Origin of the sequence: Staphylococcus canis, from assembly GCF_016238445.1 — a bacterium.
GTDB classification, from domain to species: domain Bacteria; phylum Bacillota; class Bacilli; order Staphylococcales; family Staphylococcaceae; genus Staphylococcus; species Staphylococcus canis.
In genome coordinates this window covers 1-24,335 of record NZ_JABANU010000005.1, presented here as the reverse complement: position 1 = coordinate 24,335, position 24,335 = coordinate 1, and the positions used below count along the sequence as shown (strand labels likewise).

Sequence of the window (24,335 nt, the reverse complement as noted above, 5' to 3'; positions counted from 1 at the left end):
TTCCTAGCAATAGAATAGTTATGAGCAAATTCCAAAACAATAGGGTTGAGACAAGAAGTCTCAACCCTATTGTTTAAAGTATCGTATCACGATTATAAGTGATTATTAAGTACTTGTGCTAAGTTTTCTTTAGGTTGGAATCCAACAACTTTATCAACAGGTTGCCCATCTTTAAATAAGATAAGGGTTGGAATACTCATTACTTCATATTTAGCTGCCGTTGCTTGGTTTTGGTCAACATCTAATTTTAAAATGTCTGCTTTACCATCGTATTCTTCAGCTAAATCTTCAAGCACTGGCGCAATCATTTTACAAGGTCCGCACCAAGTTGCCCAGAAATCCACTAATTTAACACCACTATTTATTTGTTCATTAAAATTTGAATCATTTACTTCAATAATTGCCATAGGAAGTTGCCTCCTTAATAATCTATGATAAACGAATTATATCAAAAGGTATGATAGATTTCATTTTTAATGCTTACGATATTATTTAATTTTAGCAACTGTAACACCAAATCCACCTTCACCAGGTAACCCCATTCTAAAATCAGCAATATTTTTATGTTGTTTTAAATGTTTTTGCACACCTTTTTGTAGTGCTCCTGTTCCTTTACCGTGGATAATATAGACTTCTTCATAATTACTTAATACTGCTTGATCAAGATATTGATCTAACTCCACCATCGCTTCGTCGTAACGATATCCTCTTAAATCCAGTTCCATTTTCACAGAAGAGCGATTAGTACGCGTAACCACCTTACTTTGAACCGTTTTAGCCTTTTCTTTCTTTTCAAGATCTTCAATAGGTAACTTCATTTTAATAATACCCATTTGTACTACCGCTTCAGTGTCATCTAATACTTCGAGTACTTCACCTTTTTGACCATATGACAATACCTTCACTTCGTCCCCTGCTCTGATTTTATCCCATTTTTGTTTCTTCACATTTTGTTTAATCGATTTTGCTTCGTACTGATCGTCGAGTTGTTTTTTCTTATCAATAAGTTCATGTTCTTTAACTTCAGCACCCTTTTGATCACGCATTTGACGTAAATCTTTTAAAATTTCATCCGCTTCTTGCGTGGCAGCTTTAACTTTTTGATTTGCTTTATCTTTCGCTTCATCCATTAAACGATTTTCGAAGTTTTGATATTTTTGGTAAGCATCAGTTAAATCATCATGAAGTGTTTGTGCTTCTCTTACTAAACGGTCTAATTCAATTTTTTGATCATCAACACGTTTGGCATTACGTTCTAATGATGCAATCATCTCATTGATTTCTTGTTCATCCTGACCAACCATAGATTTTGCATGGTTTATGATTTTCAAATCTAAGCCAAGCCTTTTAGAGATTTCAAATGCGTTTGATCTCCCAGGCACACCCATAAGTAATTTGTAAGTTGGACTAAGTGTATCCACGTCAAATTCGACACTTGCATTCATGACGCCTGCTCTATTGTAACTATATGCCTTTAATTCCGGATAATGAGTAGAAGCCATGACAAGCGCTCCAATATCCTTAACGTAATCTAAGATACTCATCGCTAAAGCTGCGCCTTCACTAGGATCTGTCCCTGCACCTAGCTCATCAAATAAAATCAGACTGCGTGCATTTGCGTGATCTAATATATTTACAATCGTTTTCATATGAGAAGAGAACGTTGAAAGTGATTGTTCGATAGATTGTTCATCTCCAATATCACAAAATACATTTTCAAATACACCTAATTGACTGCCATCTAATGTAGGAATGAGTAGTCCGGATTGGGCCATTAAGATAATTAGTCCTAATGTTTTTAACGTAACTGTTTTTCCTCCAGTATTAGGTCCAGTAATAATCACAGTTTGAATATCTTCTTCAAATTCAATGGTATTCGCAACTACCGTTTCTAAATCAAGTAGTGGGTGAAAGGCTTTAGGTAAATATACAGAGCGATGTTCTGTAAATGAGGGCTTGGTTGCTTTAATTTGTGAAGCGTAACGTGCTTTGGCGATTAAAAAGTCTAAATGCCCCATAATGTCTTCAGAAACTAAGCATGCATCCGCGTGTTCAGCAACTTCTCCTGTTAATTCAGCCAATATACGATTTCTTTCTGTAGCTTCTTCACTGCGATAACGACTAATTTGATTGTTAAGTTCTACTACTGACGATGGTTCGATATAAAGTGTCTGTCCTGATGCAGATTGATCATGTACGATACCATTGAAATCTTGTCGATACTCTGCTTTAACAGGGATTACGTTACGCTCGTTTCTTACCGTTACTATAGTATCTGATAGTTTCTTTTGATTTCCTGTAGATTTGACAATGCGATCGAGTTGGGCTTTGACTTTCTGAGTTGTTTTAGAAATTCGACTTCGAATCGCTTGTAACTCATGACTTGCGTTATCGTATAAATCATATTGATCACATTTTTGATGAATGGATTGATACAATGCAGATAAAACAGGTAAACGCGTCATACGTTCATCTAAAATAGGGTAATTAATACCTTCATCCTCTTCAACAAGTTGGCTGTAAAAAGTCTTAAATTGATTTTGAACTTGAATTAATTGTTTAATTGAATTTAATTCTTGAACATTTAGTGTTCCACCGATTTGTGACCGTTTAATATAAGGCTTGATTTCAGTTAATCCACTTAAACTTGGTAAACGTTGTTGATTATAAATTTGTGATATTTCATCTACTTCATCAATCTGGAATACTACTGTTTCAAAATCAGTTGCCGGTTTCAATTGTTCAACTTTTCGCTCTGCTAGATTACTGATTACCTCTTTTTTTATTAATGCTTTAATTTTATTAAACTCTAAAACTTCTAAGGTTTTCGGTTCCATTAAATCCCTCATTTTCTATTTAGATTGCTTAGATTGTTGCACGAATGCTTTAAATGCCTCTCTCGACAACGTATTAATCACTTGTTCTTTTCGTACAAATCCCTTTTGAGCTGTTGCAACCCCGTACTTCATAAAATCTAAATGCTCTTGATGATGCGCGTCTGTATTTATCGTTAATTTTAAATCTGGATATTGACGTAAAACTTGAGCGTTTAAATCTAAACGATGTGGATTTGCATTAATTTCAAGCACAGTACCTGTTTCACGACACATTTGGATCAATTGTTCCATATTTACTTGATAACCTTCACGACGTCCAATAATCCGTCCGGTAGGGTGAGCAATATGTCTGACATAAGGGTTATGACATGCACTTTCAAGTCGATGCATAATTTCTTGCTCAGATTGATTGAAATTTTGGTGGATAGCCGCAATAACATAATCTAGCTCTTTTAACACATCATCTGGATAATCTAGCGTACCATCTGAAAGAATGTCCATTTCTGTACCGGAATAAATGTCAATCTCTTGATATTCTTGGTTTAATGCTTTGATTTCTTCATTTTGCTTTAATAATCGTTCAATCGATAATCCATTCGCAACACGTAAACTTTTTGAATGATCAGTAATACACATAAAGTGATATCCTTTTTGAATATTCGCTTCAACCATTTCACGTAAGCTTAATGCGCCATCACTTGCGGTTGTATGCATATGGATGTCACCTTGAATATCATCAATCGTAATGATTTGCGATAAATCTTTGTCAAATTCAGAACCATCTTCTCGCATCGCTGGTTCAATCCATTCAACATTGAAGTGATGATAGATTGCTTTTTCACTATCCAATTGTAAAAGCGAACCATCTGATTGCTCAATACCATACTCACTGACTTTTTCTTTTCGAGCTTTCGCAATTTGTCGTATTTTGACATTATGCTCTTTGGATCCTGTAAAGTGCTGCAAGGTATGATGAAAACTTTCAGGTTCAACAATTCTAAAATCAACACCAATAACTTCATCATCATATTCTAAATCTAAAGAAACTTTAGTAGCACCTACTGCAACATCCTCTACTTTATGAGGCACATCTAATAAATGGGATTGAACAGAGGATGGTTCACGAGTGCTAATGATAAAATCTAAATCTTTACTCGTTTCTTTCATACGTCGAAAACTACCTGCAACGTGATATTGTTCAATCTCGCTGCATTCACTTAAATAATCAGATATGATTTTTTCAAGTTGAATCATTAAATTAATAGGATATTTTTCTTTTCTTGTTCCTAAAGCTTTTACAGCTTCCAAATAATTTTGTTCTGTTTTTTTGCCAAATCCACTTAATGCGCTGACTTCGTTATTTTCAAGCGCTTTTTGAAATGATGCTTTGTCTGTAATATTAAGCGTCTGATACAATTTAGCAATACGCTTACTTCCGAGGCCTTTAATTTTCAATAATGGAATTAAACCACTTGGCACTTCTTCTTTTAATTCGTCAAGAACCGGTGATTCACCCGTTTCAATGTAAGTATTAATCACTTCTCCAACGCCTTTTCCGATATTTTTAAGCGTTGTGACATCTTCAATTTGTTCTAAGGTACGTTCATCTACTTCTAAACTTTGTGCTGCTTTTCGATAAGCAGACACTTTAAATGTATTTTCACCTTTCAATTCCATATATGTTGCTATGGTTTCTAATAATCGAATCACATCTTTTTTTGTCACTTCATCCACCTCATTAAAAAGAGGTTGAAACGTCTTATTTGAACCACGTTCCAGCCCCTAGCTATTATCATTCACTATAAATTCAATGTAATATCCGATAAAAAAGGAATATAAAGTACTATCCACTGACCTACTATGGATGTTTTCAATGACGATTGTAGCAAGTGATTTGGATATAACGCAAATACATAAAACATGAAATGTAAAACGATAAGACCTGAACCCATTCCAACAATAGCACCAACGATTCTCGAAAGCATGTGTCGTGATATCGTCTCAAGAAAATGGTTCATACTACTCATCACAAATCGTAATAAAATTTTCACTACAATCACTATTAAAATAAAACCTATTAGTTTTACAAAGTGCACACTAGGTTGATCAAAAGGAAGGGCATAGTGTATATCAAACGCAACTGTTTTTGGAAAAGGAATAAATAATTGTAATCGTTCGCTAAATGGTTGATATAATTGGTGTGCAGACCATATTGCAAACACAGTTCCTAGAAAATAAAGGGTTGTCGTTAACCCCCCTTTATAAAAACCTGTTAAAATAAATGCAATTATTACGATAACACCAATGAACTCGTACACGTTAGTCTCCCTTATATTTCAAACGTTGGATTTCTTCTCTTAAGCGCGCATTTTCCTCTTCAAGTAATACAAGTTCATGCATCACGTTAACTGCTGTCAATACAGACTTACGCACAGAATCTAATCCAGCATTTCGACGACCTAAGTCAGAAATTTTTCGATCAACTAAGTCAGCAACATAGCGGATATGTTCAGGATCATCTTCGCCAACGATCGTATAATTTTGATCGTTTATCGTGACGTTAATTCGGTTTTTAAATTCGCCCATCTTTACTCACCTAGCCTTTTCTAATAATTAGTATCATGCTTCATTATACACGAGAAAACTCTATTTGTGTATGTTTCATAACATAATTAAAAATCTAAATTAAATATGTTAATCTTAGAAAGGAATTTAAGAAAAGAGGTCATAATTTAATGGCGAATATTGTAAAAAAATTAACATTAGATGAAATTGAAAAACTTGAAAGCACTTTAAATTTTGAAATAACACATTTAGGTCCTGGTATGCGAGGGCGCGTCAAATATAACGGTACTATGATAACCATATACCACTCTCACAAAGTCATGTTTCAAGGTCAAAATGCAGAGTCGGTTGTTGCAATGTTACTAGGTATAGAACATCACACATCAGACACTTCGTCATCACCAAATCAACATATCCCTTACAATCAATTCAATTGTATTGGTAGTGACGAAGCGGGAAGCGGTGATTACTTTGGCCCACTCACTGCCTGTGCTTGTTATGTTTCTAAAAAACATGCTCAAGTCCTAAAAGAACTTGGTGTAGATGATTCTAAGCGATTAACAGATGACAAAATTGTAGAACTTGCAGAACAGATTGTTTCTTTTTTACCACATTCTTTACTTGTATTAAATAATCCAAAGTACAATGACAAGCAACAAACTGGGTGGTCCCAAGTCAAAATGAAATCAGTACTTCATAATGAATGTATTAAAAACGTGCTCAAAAAAATAGATGCATCTGAATTGGATTATATTGTTATCGATCAATTTGCGGAACGTGAAGTATATCAACACTACGCACTAGACGATGTCCCTTTAATGCAGCAAACTCAATTTGAAACTAAAGGAGAATCTAAATCAATTGCGATTGCAGCTGCAAGTATTATTTCAAGATATGCTTTTGTGAAACATATGGATCAATTGTCGCAACGTTATCATATCGATATTCCAAAAGGTGCAAGCAAAAAAGTGGATTTAGTTGCTGCTCAAATTATAGAAAAACATGGGCTGACTACGTTAGATAATATAACGAAACAACACTTTGCCAATCGAAAAAAAGCACGTAAATTAGTAGATCGGAAAATATAAATCAATTTAAAAAGAATGAGGTTGGATTATGGTTTGTCCAACCTCATTTATATCAATTATCCTCTTAACGAAGCACCTTCACGCTCTAATGCTTCTAAAATTGCTTCATGAACTTCAGCTACTCTTTCTTCTGTTAGTGTATTTTCGGCATCTAAATATTCTAAATGAATCGCAACTGATTTTTTACCACTTTCAATATGTGATCCTTCATACACATCAAATACTTGAGCATCTTTAAGTAAATGCCCACCATTCGCTTTAATAATTTGAATTAGTTGACGTGCTGGTACTTCAGAATCCACAACAAGCGCAATGTCACGTGCTACACCTGGAAATTTTGGTATTTGTGTATAATTAATATATCCCACTGATTGTTGCATTAATTTTTCATAATTTAATTCAAACACATACGTACGTGATAAATCATAGTCCTTAGCAACTAATGGATGCAGTTCTCCAATAAAGCCAATAGGTTCATTGTTCAGTAAAACTTTTGCAGTACGTCCTGGATGTAATCCATCGATTTCGCTAGCTTCGTAATCAAACGTTAACGCTAACTTGTCAGCAATACGCTCAACAACACCTTTGACCACATAAAAATCTACGTCTTCTTTTTTACCTTGCCATACGTTTGACATAAAAGTACCTGTCATGATACCACTTAAATATTCCGTCTCATCAGGCAACTCATTTTCACCATTGCCTAAAAAGACATTGCCGATTTCATAAAGTGCAATATCTTGATTTTTTCTAGCAACATTATATTGTGTTGCATCGATTAAATGTGGTATTAAACTTTGACGTAATGTAGAATATGATTCACTCATCGGCATAAGGACTTGAACTGTCGAACGAGATTCAGTCGTAAATGCTGTAGCACGATTTTGATCTACTAAAGCATACGTTATCGCTTGAGACAAACCTGCACCTTCTAAAGCGGACTTAACGACACGTGTTTTATATTGACGATCTGTTAATTGACCATTTGTGACTGTTTCAAATACAGGCAACGTTGATGGAATATTATCATAACCGTAAATTCTAGCAACTTCCTCAATTAAATCTGCCTGAATTGTAATATCTCTACGACGAGATGGAACACTTACTGTGATAATGTCATCTTTTGTCGTTGTTTCGAATCCAAGTTGATTAAAAATATTAATGATTTCATCTTCAGTTAATTCAAATCCGATGGTACGATTAATTTTATCTGCTGTAATATCAATTTCTGTCATACGTGCACCTAATTGCCCCACAGCAACACGGTCAGTTAAGACCTTACCTGACGCTAATGTTTCAAGTAAATGACAAGCACGATCTACTGCTTCATCTAAAAATTCTGTCGCAATTCCTTTTTCGAAGCGACTTGATGATTCACTACGTAAATTATGACGACGTGAAGTGTGTCGAATGGATACAGGGTCAAAAATGGCGCCTTCTACGACTACATTTTGTGTCTTTTCGCTCACCTCAGAAAAATCGCCACCCATTACACCACCTAATGCGATAGGTGTTTGACCATTTGTAATGACAATATCTGAAGCATCTAATTTACGTTCTTCATTGTCTAGTGTTGTCATTATTTCATCAGCTTCTGCATGACGAACAACAATTTCTTTAGAACCAATTTGGTCTTGATCGAAAATATGAAGTGGTTGACCATATTCTAATAAAACATAGTTTGAAATATCGACGACATTATTAATTGGTCGAATACCTGCCTTCATTAATCGTGATTGCATCCATTCAGGAGAAGGTTCAATAGTTACATTTTTTACTACACGTACACTATAATATGGAACCTTATCTTTATTATTTACTGTAACTTTAATTTCATCACTTGCAGAAGCCTTTTCTTCATTAAATTCAACACTTGGCTTTTGAACCTTTTTTTGATAAAGTGTCGCTACTTCATACGCAGTACCAAGCATACTTAAAGCATCTGCACGGTTTGGCGTTAAGTCAAACTCCATTAATTGATCGTCTAGATAAAGTGCTTTTAATGCATCTGTGCCAGGTTCAATCGCATTTTTAAATTGATAGATGCCAGATTCAAATACTTTTGGTACAACTTGATTTGAAATACCAATTTCTTGAAGTGAACAAATCATACCTTCAGAAACAGTACCACGTAGTTTCGCACGCTTAATTTTGACACCACCTGGTAAACGGCCCCCGACCTTAGCTACAATCACAGTTTGTCCTTTATCAATATTTGGTGCACCACAAACTATTTGCACATTTTCTGCTTCACCAATATCAACTTGGCACACTTTTAATTTGTCTGCATTTGGATGTTGTTCAATGTCTTCCACATAGCCCACAACGAGATTTTTGATATTTTGAGTGAGATCAATCACATCATCTACTTCAATACCTGTTCTCGTAATACGTTCAGCCAATGCTTCGATCGAAACATCAATATCTACATATTCTTCTAACCATTCCTTAGAGATTAGCATTATCTTCACCTCTATCTTCTACAGCTTTAAATTGATCTAAAAATCGCACATCATTTGTATAAAAATGACGTATATCTTCAATACCATATTTCAACATTGCGATACGGTCTGGTCCCATCCCAAACGCAAATCCTGAATACTGATTCGGATCAAATCCAGCCATTTCTAAAACATTTGGATGTACCATACCAGCGCCTAAAATTTCAATCCATCCTGTATGTTTACATACGTTACACCCCTTACCTTTACATTTAAAACAAGAGACATCTACTTCTACTGAAGGTTCAGTGAATGGAAAATAACTTGGGCGTAAACGTATTTCACGATCTTCACCAAATAATGATTTTGCAAGGAGCTCTAAAGTTCCTTTTAGATCACTCATTTTGATATTTTCATCTACAACTAAGCCCTCGATTTGTGTAAATTGATGACTATGTGTCGCATCATCAGAGTCGCGACGATACACTTTACCTGGACAAACAATTTTAACAGGTCCTTTACCATTACGTTGTTCCATTGTACGTGCTTGTACTGGTGATGTATGCGTACGTAATAATGTATCTTCAGAAATATAAAAACTATCCTGCATATCTCGTGCTGGGTGTGATTTAGGAAGGTTTAATGCTTCAAAGTTATAATAATCTTTTTCAACCTCGTAACCCGTCACAATTTCATAACCTAACCCTAAAAATAGGTCTTCGATTTCTTCTACCGTACGCGTTAAAGGGTGTTTGGCACCATTTGCCATAGGTCGTGCTGGTAACGTCACATCAATAGACTCTTCAGCTAATTGTTGATTAAGACGTGCTTCAGCAAGTAGCTGTTGGCGTTCGCCAATTACACTTTCAATTGCTTGTCTTACTTCATTAACCTGTTGACCATACGCTGGTTTTTCTTCTTTAGGTAAATCTTTCATGTGTTTCATTAAACCAGTGACTAATCCTTTTTTACCTAAGTACTTCACTTTAACATCTTGTAGTGCTTTTTCATCTTGTGCTTCATTAGCATCAATGAGTGCCTGTTGTTGAATATTGGCCATTTCCTCGTTTTGTGCCATGTCCATTCCTCCTTGATTTATTATTTATGAACTTACGAACCTTTAAAAGTAAAAAAGACTCCTTCCCATACAATTTGGGACGAAGTCTTTCCGTGGTACCACCCAGTTTTACGCATCACAAAATACGCACACTTTCATATATAATGATAACGGTCATAAATCCGACTTAAATCTCTTTAAGTAGCTAAAAAAGTGAACAAACTATGTAAGTAGAGATTTACTCTCAGTTACTGTAAACCTTCCCTTAACTACTCCGATAATAGTTTTTGTCTTTTTATAAGCAAATATGAAACTGTTAATACTGCTATTATATAGAGACTTTACAAAAGATTCAACCTCTAAGATGAAACATGAGAATACCTGCTGCAATCGCTACATTTAAACTTTCAGCTTTGCCATAAATCGGAATTGTAATATTTTGCGTTGTCTGTTGAAGTAAATTGGAGTCAATGCCTTCTCCTTCATTCCCAAGAATTAAAGCAAATCGTGATTGCTTCGCTTCAATTTGATGGTAAGGTGTTGCATTGATTAATGCAGTACCATATACCGGTCCCTCAAAATCAGAAACATACTGTACCACATCATCAACGACTTGAGTAGGAATATGAAAAACGCTACCTTGACTTGCTCTTAGCACTTTATCTTGATAGACATCAGCTGTACCTTTTGCTAAAATCACTAAATCTAATCCGGCTGCATCAGCTGTACGAATAATCGTCCCTAAATTACCTGGATCTTGAATACGATCTAGCACTAATACACGTTTTGCATCTTTTATTTGTACATCTGGTTTCTCAATCACTGCAAAAATACCTTGAGGCGTCACAGTCCCTGATAATGACTCAGCTACTTTTTGTGTGATTTGAAAACAAAATTCTGCCGCACTCTTAATCCCTTCCGACACTCGATCAGGTTCAATCATGAAAAGTTGTTTAATCTTAATATCACTTGCCAAAGCTTCTTCAATTAAATGGAAACCTTCAATTATTGCTTCATGTTGTTGATCTCTAACGCGCTTTTTCTTAAGTTTATTAAAATTTTTAATTTTATTATTTTGAACTGATGTAATTTGTTCCATAATTCTCCTCACTCATGGATTATTTCGCATAAAACAATTAACGTTTCTACCTAAACAAAAATCGTTTTAACATCTAAATGTAAGAAGTCAAAACGATTTTGAATAGCTATTCAATTACCAAATTACACTTATTTAGAAACGACTTCTTCGCCTTTATAAGTTCCGCAATTTGGGCATACACGGTGAGATAATTTATATTCACCACAGTTTGGGCATTCTTGCATGCCTGGTACTGCTAATTTGAAGTGTGTACGACGTTTGTTTTTTCTAGTTTTAGAAGTTCTTCTTTTTGGTACTGCCATGATAAATCCTCCCTTTTACTCGATTGTTATGACGTTACGCAAACACGTGCGCGTCTAATCATTATCATCGTATAATTGTTGTAATTTTTGAAGCCTTGGATCGACTGCTTTTTCTGAATCATCTTGAGATGGGTCATTATCCAAATCATCTTCGTCAATAACTTGCCAACCTTGTCCACCACTTAACATGTTGTCACTATCTTCAGCAACAACGCGCATTGGTTTCTCAAGCATGACAACTTCTTCTGCAATATCACGAAGATTGATCATGCCATCTGTAACAAGATGATAATGTTCATCATCTTCATCCTCGTACAACCCATCTAAATCAAACACTTCTGTTGTTGATGTATCAAAAGGTACTTCAACTGGAACTAAAGTTCGTGCACAAGGCATTGTGTAAGTTCCACTTAGATGTAAGTCTGCAACAACTTCATTATCTTTAATATGCAACTCACCATCCGCTTCAACTGGTGAAATATCAATCAAGTCGAGCTTTTTGATTAGTGCACTTAAGTCTAGTGTTTGACTAAATTCAAAAGGTTGTCCTTGGTATTTTCTTAATTGTGTTATTGACCATTTCATATGGCTTCACCTCTAACAAGCACAAAATTTATTTTAACTTTTGATGGGAAACTTGTCAAGATTTTTTCTTAACAAGTTATCTTCTGTTACAATACTCATAATGAGACACGAAAGGATAGAATGCAAATGAAAAGCGTTGCACTTATAACTGAATATAATCCCTTTCACAACGGCCATAAATATCATGCAGAACAGGCTAAAAAAGTCACTCAAGCTGATATATCTATCGCAATTATGAGTGGCCAGTTTGTCATGCGTGGAATGCCTGCATTATATAGTAAATTTCAACGGGCAAAAATGGCAAGTACAGAAATCGATTTAGTTGTAGAGCTACCATTGATAGGATCATTGTCATCAAGTGATACATTCGCAGAAATGGGCATTAAAGTCGCAGAATACCTAGACGCAGATTCATTATGTTTTGGCAGTGAGTCAGGCGATATCTCAACGTTGCAAAAGGTCGCTCAAAAGCTTGTTGCGATTGAAAAAACACCAGAGTTTAAAACTTTACTGAAAGAAGGAAAAAGTTACGCTCGAATTATTTCGGAGCAAACAAACGAGTCAGTTTTAAAATACCCTAATAATACTTTAGGTATCAGTTATCTTAAACAACTGATTAACTCACATTCTTCCATCCAACCTTACACAATTAAGCGAGTACATTCAGAACATCACCAACATGCACTCACCCATGACTCGTTTGCAAGTGGATCAGCCATTCGACAAGACATTATCAATAATGGTAAAGAATGGATGAGTATGGTTCCAAACGAAAGTCACCCATTCTTCATTCATCCTTTTACAAATCAAAATCGTCTTTTTCGAATGTTGCAACTGTCAATATATCAACGTTCCAAGTCCGAACTACAAAACATTTATACAATGAGTGAAGGGTTTGAAAACCGTCTACATCAAGCTATCCGTAATTCAACTGATTATGAAAATTTAATGCAAAATTTAAAAACAAAACGCTATACCTACACACATATTCAACGTTTACTGATGAATATCTTGTTAAATGTAAAATACAGCGATGTCGATAAAACGATTCAAGGTGTACGTATACTTGCGATGACATCACAAGGCCGTCAATATCTTAAAACACTTAAACAACGCTATACCAATCGCTTTTTTATTACGAATGTGAATAAACAAAATGCCCATTTCTTTCATGATGAGATTAAAGCGACTCACGTTTATAATCTGCTCACAGATAATGAGCAAGACGATTTTAATACTCCTGTATTTCTATATTAGACGCACCGTGTAATCAAGAAAAGGCTAGGTCATCATTTAAAACACTTCAGATGTCCTAACCTTAAATTACACGCTTTCTTAATTATATACTTTTAAGAGTTAAGGTGCTTAAACTTTTGGAGCAGTGCCTTTTCAACATTGGGGGGCACAAATTCAGATATATCAGCATCATATTGAGCTACTTCTTTAACAACACTTGAACTAATAAATGAATAATCTGTAGAAGTCATCATATAAAGCGTCTCTACTTTTTCATTCAACTTTTTATTCATGGATGTTAGACGCAATTCATACTCAAAGTCACTCACTGCACGCAATCCACGAATGATTGTCGTCGCTCCCATTTTGTCGCAAAAATCGACAAGTAACCCACCAAATGAGTGGACAGATACATTTGGAAGATGCGCCACTGAATCTTTAATTAATTTAATACGTTCTTCTGGCGTAAATGTCCCCTTTTTATTACTGTTTCTGAGAACACAAACCAATAGCTCATCAAAACGATCGGCACTTCGTTCTATAATGTCTATATGTCCGTTTGTAATTGGATCAAAGCTTCCTGGTATGACAGCTTTCGTATTAACCATGTTGTTCTCCTCTTTTCAAAATACAAGTATCTGTTAAGCCATAGTGATATCGTTTCACTTCTACAAAAGGTGCAATTTCTATTGATTCACGATGACTAAACTCACACACGATAATACCATCATTTTTTAATAAATCAAATTCACCAATTTTTACTAACGCTTTATCAATAAGCCCTTTTTCGTATGGCGGGTCTAAAAATATAATATCAAATTGAACATCTCGTTTACTGAGTGCCTTCAAAGCGCGATCGGCATTAGTTTTATACACTTCAGATTGAGACGTTAAGTTGAGATTTTTAAGGTTTTGTTGAATCACTTGAACTGCGCGAATGTTTTGGTCGACAAAAATCACTTTATCCATTCCACGAGATAATGCTTCAATACCAAGTCCGCCACTTCCAGCAAATAAATCAAGTCCTATACCTTCAACTTCAAATAAGCTGTTAAAAATCCCTTCCTTCACCTTGTCCATCGTCGGCCTTGTATTTCGACCTGATAATGTTTCTAAAGGTTTACTTTTATGTTTTCCAGAAATCACACGCATTCACAAACACTTCCATTCCGATATCATTTTTTATATACTTTACTAAAAAGGAGGTCATCTGATGCAACAATCGTTTATCGTTCTAGGCCATGGTTTAACTGATTTATTCGAGTTTAAAACGTTAATTGCCTATAATCATCAGAGAATCGCTCGTATTATTTACTTTCATACACCAAAATCTGAAAAGTTATTGTCTTCCGTAGCTATTATTATGAACCCTACAGAAGGCAGAAAATTCCAAGCGATGTATATCATGTTAAATGCATTACCTTATCCTTATCCAAACACAAATCGCAAATATGAACTCATCCAATCATTTATCGAGCCTTACCATATTGAAACAGTAGGTATAGACGTTCACCCTCCAGAAGATTATCCAGAGCTAGATTTATACTTTAACTATTTAAAAAGCGTCTTACGCCTTCAACATTGGATACCTGCTTTAGAGTAATCCATGCGTTTGTTCATGTGATTCTTTTTCATAAATTTGTTTTAAATATTTATAAGGTGAGCCTTCTATTTTTTCAACGTACTTTAATTTCATTAATTTATTTACAACGTCATCAACCTTATCTTGAGTGACATACATCATAATATATTTTTCTTTTTTATTTGCATAAACAATATGACCATATTTACGAATATGTCGCTCATGCTTCATATTTTTCAGGTAAATGATTAGTTTTTCACGTTGGACTATCTCCATATTTTCACCTCACCTTTAATTTAATATTATCATACATAAGCATTGAAGCGGTACGTCCCTATTAACAGGAAAATATTTCACTACTTTAGTACTGTTATTTCAAATATTATAGTAAAATAAAATCATCAATGCATGTTAAAGGAGTGCTCAAAATGACTAAGATGAATAAGTTCGTCTCTCGTACTATTGTGGGAATATCAGGAATTGTAGGTAGTGCAATGCTACTTAAGAAATTTAAGACACCACCGTCAACACGTGAAATAAAACCATTCTTCAAACACCCCACGCCCTATCTATTCAGTCATAGAGGCGGTATGTATGAAAGACCAGAACAAACTTTTTTAGCCTTTGATCATTCTGTAGAGATGGGCTTAAATGGATTTGAAACTGACATTCGTATGAGTAAGGACGAAAATGTCATTGTCTTTCACGATGCAGATGTGACTCGTACAACAAATGGCTCAGGTCTTGTCGCAAATCATACACTTGAAGAACTCAAAAGTTTAGATGCTGGGTACCATTTTAAAGACATCAACGGTAATACACCCTATCGCAATCACCCGGATGCTAAGATAATTACATTAGACGAATTACTTCAACGTTATCCTAAACAACTCGTAAATATAGATATTAAGGATCATCCTGATAGTTATGAAGGCAGTATTGCAGCGAAACGTTTATACGATGTTATCAAACGTAATCATGCAGAAGATCGTGTGCTCGTTACTAGCTTTTATAAGTCACAAATTGAACGTTTTAATTTATATCAAGATCAATCTATTGCAATTGGTGCAAGTCAAGCAGAAGTAACAGATGCAATTTTAAAACTCTATACCGGTTTAAGTCATCTATATGACGGCAATGCAGATACTTTTCAACTTCCTACGACTTTCAAAGGTATTTCACTAGTACAACCTATATTAATTAAATGGTTAAATAAACGTCATATTATACCAGGCTTTTATGGTATCAATAGCGTTGATTTAATGCATGATTTATACCAAATGGGTGTCCATACAATCGTAACAGATCGACCAGAATTAGGTCGTCAATTTTTAAATAGTATTGATACCCATTCATCATTCCATTAATTTCGAAGTTTTGAGATTGAGTTAAATTTAAGAGGTTGAGATAGTTTCTATAACTCCCTCAACCTCTTAACTGCTCTTTATAATTCATTTATCCAACACTACATCCACATTGTCCACCTGAACCACAACCGCAACCGATTTGATTCTTTGCAAACGGTGAACCCGCATCTACTTTAACATGTGATGAGATGCTTGAAGCAATAATTGAAGCAACTTCATCTAATAATTTTTGAAGTTCTGTTTCTTTTTGTTTAAATTGTACAACTGTATCATGCATTTCATAAGCTCTTTTTTTACGTCTTGTTTCTAGCATAATCTTTTGATAATCCGGGTGGTATCGACCAAAACGTTGTACATCTGTATATTGATCTCTAATCTTCATAAAATCACGATATAAAGCTTTTGCTTCCGTATCATTCTCGAGTGTTTCTTTTGCCTTTTCATACTGTTGAAAAATCTGAGAATCTTGTATCATATCAGCAAGATTATCTACTTCATCAAGAATCTGCATCACTTCAGAATCAAACATTTTTATCCTCCCCTTTTCCCAAGAATATTAACATATAATACTGCCGATCAACTTCTCCGCCCATTTCATCATACTCTGCATTTAACATTCTAGAGCGGTGTGTATCTGAATTTATCCATCCATGAACCACAGTTGGGACATCATTAAAATTGTAGCCGACATTTTGTGTAACAGAGTCATAATCCAATCGTGTTTGATTGATTAAATCGATCAAGTGACCTTCTCTAAAATCAGCATTAGCACGGTCTACTACATCAAATAAATCAACTGTTGCTACATTTTCAAGCGTCGAATTTACTTCTAAGGGCGCTCTTTGATTTAACTTTCTCATTTCATTTGTTAAGTCATACATTGTTAAAAGTTGGTTTTTGGTTTGATCCGGAGTTTGTTTCTTATCTTCTTGTTCCAGAGCTTCATCTGTCAAAGGCTCATTAATTTTATCCGAGTAAGGATTAATATCTACTAATGCTTCCTTATCTAAGAAACGAACACCTAATATACGATTGCTTTGTTGATCAATAAACACTTGCGTATAGGTGTTTTCTAATTGAATTAAAGCTTGTGTTTTGATATCAAAATCAGATAACTCAAAGTGATATTTTTTGTGATTTAATTCAAATTGAGGCTCGGTGTTCATTGAATACGAATTATATAACTTTGTAGCATCATCATTAACTTTAATTGGTCCTGACAAGTCACGAGATCCTTGGCCAGTTAAATAAATCGATTTTACTTTCTGTTTTTCTGATAACACAATGATATATGCGTCTTTTTTTTGATAAATTGATGTTTTATATTTTTTTAAGTAATGATATGTGCGATCCGGTTCACCTAATTTTTCGGTAACTTTGCCAATAGGTTGGCCAATCATCGTGCCTAAGCCAGATGTTAATTTAGGATTCATGTTTTGCTCGAGATGCTTCGTAGGTGTACTATTGCTTTTTTCCGTCTTAGATTGATTTGGATTTTCTAAAACATCAAATTCGAGTTGAGGGGAATAAAATAAATAAACTAAAAATACAACAAGTAACATAACGCCTAATATTTTAATTAAAATACCTTTCAAAGTCGTCCCCTCCTCTTTTCAAAACTCTTATAAACTTTATTGTCGCATGTTTATAAATTTTTTTAAACGGAAGAATGTAAAAAGTTTCAATTCTTAATTCAAATACTATTTAGTATCTAAATAAAAAGATGGCTAAACACAACGTCTATTGCGCTTAACCACCTTAATGTACACTCATATTCAATTCATTATTAAATCTGATTTAATAACCGAATGTTGCACGTAATAATGAAGTTGTTTCGCCACCTGGGTACAATACATAAAGTAAAATATTCGTAACAAGACCTGTAATTGCAGTTGCAAACCATACAACTGATGCAGTTGGTCCAACTTTTCGATGAATATGATACTTTTCTTTTAACCCTGTTGTAATTTGAATAATACCAAATACCGCACCAACTGTAGCTAATACAATATGAAAAATTAAGAATATCGTATAAAAAGGCTTAATTGCATCTGGTCCACCGAAAGCTGTATTCCCTAAAAAGATTGTACGGCTTGCATAAATGATAAAGAAAATAACAGCTAATGTTGCTGCGATTAACATATTTTTTTTATGTTTTTCGATGCGGCGCATATAGATATGACGCCATCCAATTGCAACAAATATAGCACTAATTGATATACATGCTGTACTAATCATGGGTAAGATTCTCATTAAATCCATTATTTCATCCTCACTCTTTTCAAAATTAAATCATCTTAATCAAAGAAACTACCACAACAAGTGCGAAAAACAAGACAAGGTAATTAAGTGAGTAAACAAACATTAAAGTTGCCCATTTTACTTCTTTTGTTGAGGCTTTGAAGCTTGTAAAACCTAAAATTATCCAACCAATATTTAGTAAAGTAGCTAAAACCATGAAAGTAATGCCCAAATCTTGCATTAAAAATGGCAGTGGTAATAAAGCTACTAACCATATAAACATACCAATACGAGTACGTTTAAATCCTTTTACAGAAGGTAACATCGGTATGCTTGCCATAGCATATTCTTCTTTACGTTTAATCGCCAATGCATAAAAATGAACAGGCTGCCAACAAAATACCACTAAAAATAATGCCCAAGCCATAACACTTAAGTGACCATCTATAGCTACCCATCCAATCAGTGGCGGTACTGCACCTGGGAAGCTACCTACGACAGTATTCCAAGTTGTATGACGTTTTGACCATATTGAATATAATGAAATATAGCCAACTACACCCGCTAATCCAATAACACCTGCTGGAATGTTAATCATGAAAAGTAAAACTTCTCCAAGAATAATCATACCAAAGCTTAATACAACTAAATGACGCCCGGATATACGATCGTTCACTGTAGGTCTATTTTGTTTACTTGGCATAATTTTATCAATATCTTGGTCATAATAATTATTAACCGCACACGCACCACCCATAATCAGTGCTGAGCCTATTAGTGTAATGATAATCTGCAGAATTGACGACAAAAAGGCATGTTGTGTCATAACTACTGCTAACCAAGCTCCCGCAAATGCTGGAATTAAGTTGCCTTGAACAAGACCTAACTTAATAATTTCTTTGAACTCTCTATATGTTAAACGTCCCGTAGCTGGACTTGCTACATCCGCTTTTGACATTCAATACCCCCCTTTAGATTGTCATATACTATATATGATAGCTTAAAGAAACCAACTTGACTAGATGAAATAAGGAGAATTTATGACACTTTAACGACATTCTTCAAACATTCAAATTTTTACATATCAATAGATATTTTTTCTGTTATAATAAGCCTGAATGTATATTCAAAATAATATTAATTTATGATAATGGGGTGTTTAGCATTGTTTAGTAAGCGCAACCTAAAATGGCTATCAGTAGTGGCTACGCTCATTATGACTTGGGTTCAGCTTGGCGGTGCATTGGTTACAAAAACAGGTTCTGAAGATGGTTGTGGTACTGATTGGCCTTTATGTCATGGCGCTCTTTTACCTCAAAACTTACCAATCGAAACAATAATTGAATTAAGTCATAGAGCTGTATCTGGTCTATCCTTAATCATTGTATTATGGTTGGTCATTACAGCATGGAAAAATATCGGTCACGTAAAAGAAGTTAAGCCTTTAAGTATCATTAGCGTAGCATTTTTAATTATTCAAGCTTTAGTTGGAGCTGCTGCAGTTGTTTGGCAACAAAATGATTACGTACTTGCACTCCACTTTGGTATCTCTTTAATTAGTTTTTCATCAGTATTTTTACTGACATTGATTATTTTTGGTTTAGATCAAAAATATGAAGCGAATATCGTACATATTCATAAGCCGCTTCAAGTTTTAACTTGGTTAATGGCTATCATTACATATGTAGGTATTTATACAGGGGCTCTTGTAAGACATGCAGATGCGAGTCTAGCATATGGTTCTTGGCCTCTACCGTTTGGTGATCTCGTGCCACATACGACTCAAGATTGGGTACAACTTGCGCATCGCTTTTTAGCGGGATGTGTATTTATAATTGTACTCGTTGCTTATATACACGCTGTTAAAAACTACTCTAATATTAGAACAATTCACTATGGTTATACAGCTACATTTATTCTCGTATTACTGCAAGCTTTAACAGGTGCATTATCTATATTTACAGAAGTAAATATCATTATTGCTTTATTCCACGCTTTATTTATCACATATCTATTCGGAATGATTGCTTATTTCCTTCTATTGATACTAAGATCAAACCGTGGAGAACAATAATACAACTTAAATTAAAAGCTATGAAACATAAGACTTCATGTCCATCCATGTTTCATAGCTTTTTTGTATGCCTTAATTATGTTGTCATTTCAATCAACAAATCTTGCGTTTCAATCGTATCGCCTGTTATCACGTGAATACGTTTGACCTTGCCATCAAAAGGCGCTTGAACTGTCGTTTCCATTTTCATTGCTTCAGTAATTAATAATGATTGACCTGCTGATACACTTTCTCCCTCTTGAACTTTAACTTCTATTACAGTCCCAGGCATTTGTGCACCGATGTGATTAGTATTAGAAGCATCTGCTTTTATTTTAGATAAATGCGCCGTCTTGATATTTTCATCCTTAACTTGAATACGACGTGCTTGACCATTCATATCAAAAAATACAGTTCTAAACCCTTTTTCATCTGGTTGTGTAATTGTTTTTAATGTAATAATTAATATTTTCCCTTTATCTATTTCAATTTCGATTGTTTCGTTTTCTCGCATACCAAAGAAAAATGTCGGTGTATCTAAAAGAGCAACTTGGCCAAATTGTTGGTAAGTCTTAATATACTGTTCATAAACTTTTGGATACAATACATAACTGATTAAATCTTGCTCTGTAATCGCTTCGTCCTGTAATGTTTTTAATGAGCTTCTCATAGCTTCAAAATCAATAGGTTTCAAGTATTCCCCGGGTCTTTCTGTTAAAGGCGTTTGACCTTTTAACACTTTTTCTTGAAGTTGTGGATTAAATCCATTTACAGGTTGACCAATTTCACCTTTAAAAAAGGACACTACTGATTCCGGAAAATCTAATTTATGACCCTCTTCAATAACCCTTCCTTCATCTAAGTCATTTTGTACCATGTATAATGCCATATCACCAACTACTTTAGATGATGGGGTTACTTTTATAATATCTCCAAATAGTATATTGACACGTTGATACATGTCTTTAACTTCATTAAAACGTTCACCAAGTCCCAAACTCTTTGCTTGTTGACGCAAGTTTGAATATTGTCCTCCTGGCATTTCATGTTGATAGACTTCAGTGTGAGGTGATTTCATATCACTTTCAAAATCACTATAAAAAGGACGTACTGTATCCCAATAATGCGATAATGCTTCATGTCCTTCGATATCCATACGTATAGGGCGATCAAATCCACTCATTGCATAATAAAGTGAGTTGCTACTTGGTTGACTCGTCAACCCCGACATTGCAGCAACCGCCGTATCAATAACATCAACTCCAGCATCTATTGCTTGCTTATAAGTTAAAATACCATTTCCACTTGTATCATGCGTATGCAAATGTATCGGAATATCAACGGCCTTTTTCAATTCTCCAATAAGTTCAAAAGCAGCACGTGGCTTTAATAAACCTGCCATATCTTTAATCGCTAGCATATGAAAACCTTCACGCTCTAGTGTTTTTGCAAGTTGAACATAATAATCTATTGTATAAATATTAGAACGTTGTACGTTTAAAATATCACCTGTATAACAAATCGTACCTTCAGAAATTTTTCCCGCCTGTTGAACCGCTTCATTCGCTACTTTCATTTGTTCTACCCAATTCAACGCATCAAAAATTCTAAATACATCAATACCGGCTTGAGCGCTTTCAGATACAAATTTCTGAATAACATTATCTGGATAATTCTTGTAACCTACAGCATTAGAAGCCCTTAATAACATTTGGAATAACACATTAGGGATAGCTTTTCTTAAAGACTTTAAGCGTTCCCATGGATTTTCTTTTAAAAAGTTGAACGCAACATCAAACGTTGCACCACCCCACATTTCAAGTGAAAAATTATCATGCATCACCTGAGCAGTTTGGGGAGCAATATTTAATAAATCGTGTGTACGCACTCGTGTTGCGAGTAACGATTGATGTGCATCTCTAAAAGTTGTATCTGTAATTAATACTTCATCTTGATCTTTTACCCAGCCTGATACAGCTTTCGGTCCATTTGTATCTAGAATACGTTTCGCATTTTCTTGATAGTTACCTTCAATAGACTTTACATGTGGAATTACAGTTTTTTCAAAATGCGGCTTTGTTCTTTTTTCCACACTAGGAAAACCGTTGACAGTGACATTGGCTATATATTCTAATGTCTTGGTTCCTCTATCTCTTGAAGGTGTAATGATGAAAAGTTCTGGTGTTTGATCTAGAAAATGTGTTGTATAGTCTCCTGAAATAAATTGGCTATGATTAATTACGTTACTTAAAAAGCGAATATTAGTTTTGACACCACGAATTCTCATCTCACGTAATGAACGATCCATCTTTTCACGTGCTTCTTTGTAAGTTAATGCGTGTGTAGAGATTTTGACGAGTAGTGAATCATAATATGGTGAAATCACTGCACCTTGAAATGCATCTCCAGCATCTAAACGTACACCAAATCCCCCTGTTGATCGATAAGCAACGATACGTCCTGTATCTGGCATGAAATCTTGTGTGGGGTCTTCTGTCGTGATTCTACATTGAATCGCATAACCTAACGTTTGAATCTCTTGTTGCAATGGAATACCAATTGCATCTTGATGCAAGTCCTCTCCATCTGCTATTAAAATTTGACTCTTTACAATATCCACACCTGTAATCATCTCTGTAATTGTATGTTCAACTTGTACACGCGGATTCACTTCAATAAAATAAAACGCATCCTCAGCAACTAAAAACTCAACAGTTCCTGCATTAACGTAACCAATTTGCGTCATGAGGTCTACTGCACTTTTACATATCTGCTCACGTAACTCTTGCTTTAAACTGACGGATGGAGCGACTTCAACAACTTTTTGATGACGTCTTTGAACAGAACAATCACGTTCATAGAGATGCACAACATGTCCATGTGTATCTCCAATAATCTGAACTTCAATATGCTTAGGAGATTCAATATACTTTTCAATATAAACCTCACTACTTCCAAATGATTTTTTAGCTTCGGATTGTGCACGTTCAAATGCTTCTTCAAGTTCCTGTTCATGTCGAACAATACGCATCCCCTTACCGCCGCCTCCGTTAGTCGCCTTTACCATTAAAGGATAGCCTGCCGAATCTGCAAATGCTTGTGCTTCTCGGTAATCTTGTATCGGACCATTTGTACCTGGAATCACAGGAAGGCCAGCATTTATCGCAGTTGTACGCGCTTTAACTTTATCGCCAAACATCTCTAAGTGACGTGTCTCAGGACCTATAAAAATAATCCCCTCTTCTTGACATCGCTCTGCAAATGTTTTGTTCTCACTTAAAAATCCATACCCTGGATGAATCGCATCGACATTAGCGTCTAAAGCAATACGTATAATACTTTCAATGTCTAAATAGCTTTCTCCTGGCTTTAACGTTTCTCCTACTAAATATGATTCATCCGCTTTATAGCGATGCAATGCCCCTTTATCTTCTGTAGAATAAATCGCTACAGTTTCTATGCCTAATTCGCTTGCTGCCCTGAAAATACGAATCGCAATTTCTCCACGATTTGCAACAAGTATTTTATGTATTTTGTTCATGGACATAGCCTCCTGTCATTCTGAATTTTTAGAAAATACACATTAAATTATATCCCATTATTTTCAAAGTTAATAATAGATGTTTATAATCATTTTTTTAGCTATGTTATAAGTTAAAGTTATTGCTTATAATAATATTTTAAAAACGATAGTCTATTTTCATTTTAAAAGGCACATGTCTGTTTATCAAAACAATAACGGTTAGTGAAATAATGGTTCTATACTTTTAACGGTTGGTGAAATATTCACTAGCCGTTATTTTTTAGTTTTTAATATAAAAACGGCACAAATACCTCTATAATTGTAAGTACCAACAAACTAATTAAGGAGAGATATTTATG

23 protein-coding genes are annotated in these 24,335 nt (G+C 34.8%); 5 read left to right on the top strand and 18 right to left on the bottom strand.

Going from position 1 to position 24,335, the window contains the following annotated elements; all coding sequences use genetic code 11:
* Positions 1 to 92: 92 nt before the first annotated feature.
* The 5 genes from trxA to zapA form a co-directional block, all read right to left on the bottom strand.
* On the bottom strand, positions 93 to 407 hold the full coding sequence (gene trxA / locus HHH54_RS02705) for a thioredoxin (protein WP_198617302.1): 315 nt from the start codon (positions 405 to 407) through the stop codon (positions 93 to 95).
* An 81-nt stretch (positions 408 to 488) separates the two neighbouring features.
* Entirely contained in the window at positions 489 to 2,837 is a 2,349-nt protein-coding gene (locus tag HHH54_RS02700) for an endonuclease MutS2 (RefSeq protein WP_198617301.1), read from the bottom strand.
* A 15-nt stretch (positions 2,838 to 2,852) separates the two neighbouring features.
* A complete protein-coding gene (polX, locus tag HHH54_RS02695; RefSeq protein ID WP_198617300.1) occupies positions 2,853 to 4,562 on the bottom strand; it encodes a DNA polymerase/3'-5' exonuclease PolX in 1,710 nt (569 codons plus the stop codon).
* Between the two features lie 74 nt (positions 4,563 to 4,636).
* Positions 4,637 to 5,155, bottom strand: a complete 519-nt coding sequence (locus tag HHH54_RS02690) for a CvpA family protein (RefSeq protein WP_198617299.1) — start codon at positions 5,153 to 5,155, stop codon at positions 4,637 to 4,639.
* 1 nt (position 5,156) lies between these two features.
* Positions 5,157 to 5,423: a cell division protein ZapA gene (zapA, locus tag HHH54_RS02685; RefSeq protein ID WP_198617298.1), complete on the bottom strand. Its 267-nt coding sequence runs from the start codon at positions 5,421 to 5,423 to the stop codon at positions 5,157 to 5,159.
* A 149-nt stretch (positions 5,424 to 5,572) separates the two neighbouring features.
* Here zapA and rnhC point away from each other — a divergent pair, with 149 nt between their 5' ends.
* On the top strand, positions 5,573 to 6,490 hold the full coding sequence (rnhC, locus tag HHH54_RS02680; RefSeq protein WP_198617297.1) for a ribonuclease HIII: 918 nt from the start codon (positions 5,573 to 5,575) through the stop codon (positions 6,488 to 6,490).
* Positions 6,491 to 6,546: 56 nt separating this feature from the next.
* Here rnhC and pheT read toward each other — a convergent pair whose 3' ends face one another.
* The 5 genes from pheT to HHH54_RS02655 form a co-directional block, all read right to left on the bottom strand.
* Entirely contained in the window at positions 6,547 to 8,952 is a 2,406-nt protein-coding gene (gene pheT, locus HHH54_RS02675; RefSeq protein ID WP_198617296.1) for a phenylalanine--tRNA ligase subunit beta, read from the bottom strand.
* Complete coding sequence (pheS, locus tag HHH54_RS02670; RefSeq protein ID WP_198617295.1) at positions 8,939 to 10,009, bottom strand: phenylalanine--tRNA ligase subunit alpha; 1,071 nt, start codon at positions 10,007 to 10,009, stop codon at positions 8,939 to 8,941. Before pheS ends, pheT begins: the two co-directional genes overlap by 14 nt.
* Positions 10,010 to 10,340: 331 nt before the next feature.
* Positions 10,341 to 11,087: a TrmH family RNA methyltransferase gene (locus HHH54_RS02665; protein WP_198617294.1), complete on the bottom strand. Its 747-nt coding sequence runs from the start codon at positions 11,085 to 11,087 to the stop codon at positions 10,341 to 10,343.
* 128 nt (positions 11,088 to 11,215) lie between these two features.
* Positions 11,216 to 11,389: a 50S ribosomal protein L32 gene (gene rpmF / locus HHH54_RS02660; protein WP_198617293.1), complete on the bottom strand. Its 174-nt coding sequence runs from the start codon at positions 11,387 to 11,389 to the stop codon at positions 11,216 to 11,218.
* Between the two features lie 54 nt (positions 11,390 to 11,443).
* The gene (locus HHH54_RS02655) at positions 11,444 to 11,974 is read right to left on the bottom strand and encodes a YceD family protein (RefSeq protein ID WP_198617292.1); all 531 of its coding nucleotides are present in this window, start codon (positions 11,972 to 11,974) and stop codon (positions 11,444 to 11,446) included.
* Positions 11,975 to 12,100: 126 nt separating this feature from the next.
* Between HHH54_RS02655 and HHH54_RS02650 the strand changes: the two genes are divergently transcribed.
* A complete protein-coding gene (locus HHH54_RS02650) occupies positions 12,101 to 13,231 on the top strand; it encodes a nucleotidyltransferase (protein ID WP_198617379.1) in 1,131 nt (376 codons plus the stop codon).
* Positions 13,232 to 13,323: 92 nt separating this feature from the next.
* Here HHH54_RS02650 and coaD read toward each other — a convergent pair whose 3' ends face one another.
* A complete protein-coding gene (gene coaD, locus HHH54_RS02645; RefSeq protein ID WP_198617291.1) occupies positions 13,324 to 13,818 on the bottom strand; it encodes a pantetheine-phosphate adenylyltransferase in 495 nt (164 codons plus the stop codon).
* On the bottom strand, positions 13,811 to 14,362 hold the full coding sequence (gene rsmD / locus HHH54_RS02640; RefSeq protein WP_198617290.1) for a 16S rRNA (guanine(966)-N(2))-methyltransferase RsmD: 552 nt from the start codon (positions 14,360 to 14,362) through the stop codon (positions 13,811 to 13,813). The genes coaD and rsmD overlap by 8 nt, the downstream gene beginning before the upstream one ends.
* A 61-nt stretch (positions 14,363 to 14,423) precedes the next feature.
* On the opposite strand from rsmD, the gene HHH54_RS02635 reads away from it, so the two are divergent.
* Positions 14,424 to 14,813, top strand: coding sequence for a DUF7147 family protein (locus HHH54_RS02635; RefSeq protein ID WP_198617289.1), 390 nt, complete (start codon positions 14,424 to 14,426; stop codon positions 14,811 to 14,813).
* Here HHH54_RS02635 and HHH54_RS02630 read toward each other — a convergent pair.
* Positions 14,805 to 15,068, bottom strand: coding sequence for a DUF2129 domain-containing protein (locus tag HHH54_RS02630; protein WP_198617288.1), 264 nt, complete (start codon positions 15,066 to 15,068; stop codon positions 14,805 to 14,807). The genes HHH54_RS02635 and HHH54_RS02630 overlap by 9 nt on opposite strands.
* A gap of 152 nt (positions 15,069 to 15,220) precedes the next feature.
* On the opposite strand from HHH54_RS02630, the gene HHH54_RS02625 reads away from it, so the two are divergent.
* A complete protein-coding gene (locus tag HHH54_RS02625; protein WP_198617287.1) occupies positions 15,221 to 16,159 on the top strand; it encodes a lysophosphatidylglycerol phospholipase D in 939 nt (312 codons plus the stop codon).
* 88 nt (positions 16,160 to 16,247) lie between these two features.
* Here the strand turns inward: HHH54_RS02625 and HHH54_RS02620 are convergent, their stop codons facing one another.
* The 4 genes from HHH54_RS02620 to cyoE all read right to left on the bottom strand — a co-directional run bounded on the left by HHH54_RS02620 (position 16,248) and on the right by cyoE (position 19,358).
* Positions 16,248 to 16,688 carry a YlbF/YmcA family competence regulator gene (locus HHH54_RS02620; RefSeq protein WP_198617286.1) on the bottom strand — a complete coding sequence of 147 codons (441 nt, stop codon included), beginning with the start codon at positions 16,686 to 16,688 and terminating at the stop codon, positions 16,248 to 16,250.
* Positions 16,681 to 17,754, bottom strand: a complete 1,074-nt coding sequence (locus HHH54_RS02615; protein WP_198617285.1) for a CAP domain-containing protein — start codon at positions 17,752 to 17,754, stop codon at positions 16,681 to 16,683. Before HHH54_RS02615 ends, HHH54_RS02620 begins: the two co-directional genes overlap by 8 nt.
* Positions 17,755 to 17,956: 202 nt before the next feature.
* Entirely contained in the window at positions 17,957 to 18,412 is a 456-nt protein-coding gene (locus HHH54_RS02610) for a DUF420 domain-containing protein (RefSeq protein WP_432813788.1), read from the bottom strand.
* 34 nt (positions 18,413 to 18,446) lie between these two features.
* A complete protein-coding gene (cyoE, locus tag HHH54_RS02605) occupies positions 18,447 to 19,358 on the bottom strand; it encodes a heme o synthase (RefSeq protein WP_198617283.1) in 912 nt (303 codons plus the stop codon).
* Positions 19,359 to 19,565: 207 nt separating this feature from the next.
* On the opposite strand from cyoE, the gene HHH54_RS02600 reads away from it, so the two are divergent.
* On the top strand, positions 19,566 to 20,474 hold the full coding sequence (locus HHH54_RS02600) for a COX15/CtaA family protein (RefSeq protein ID WP_198617282.1): 909 nt from the start codon (positions 19,566 to 19,568) through the stop codon (positions 20,472 to 20,474).
* Positions 20,475 to 20,550: 76 nt separating this feature from the next.
* Here the strand turns inward: HHH54_RS02600 and HHH54_RS02595 are convergent, their stop codons facing one another.
* On the bottom strand, positions 20,551 to 23,994 hold the full coding sequence (locus HHH54_RS02595; protein ID WP_198617281.1) for a pyruvate carboxylase: 3,444 nt from the start codon (positions 23,992 to 23,994) through the stop codon (positions 20,551 to 20,553).
* Positions 23,995 to 24,335 lie beyond the last annotated feature (341 nt).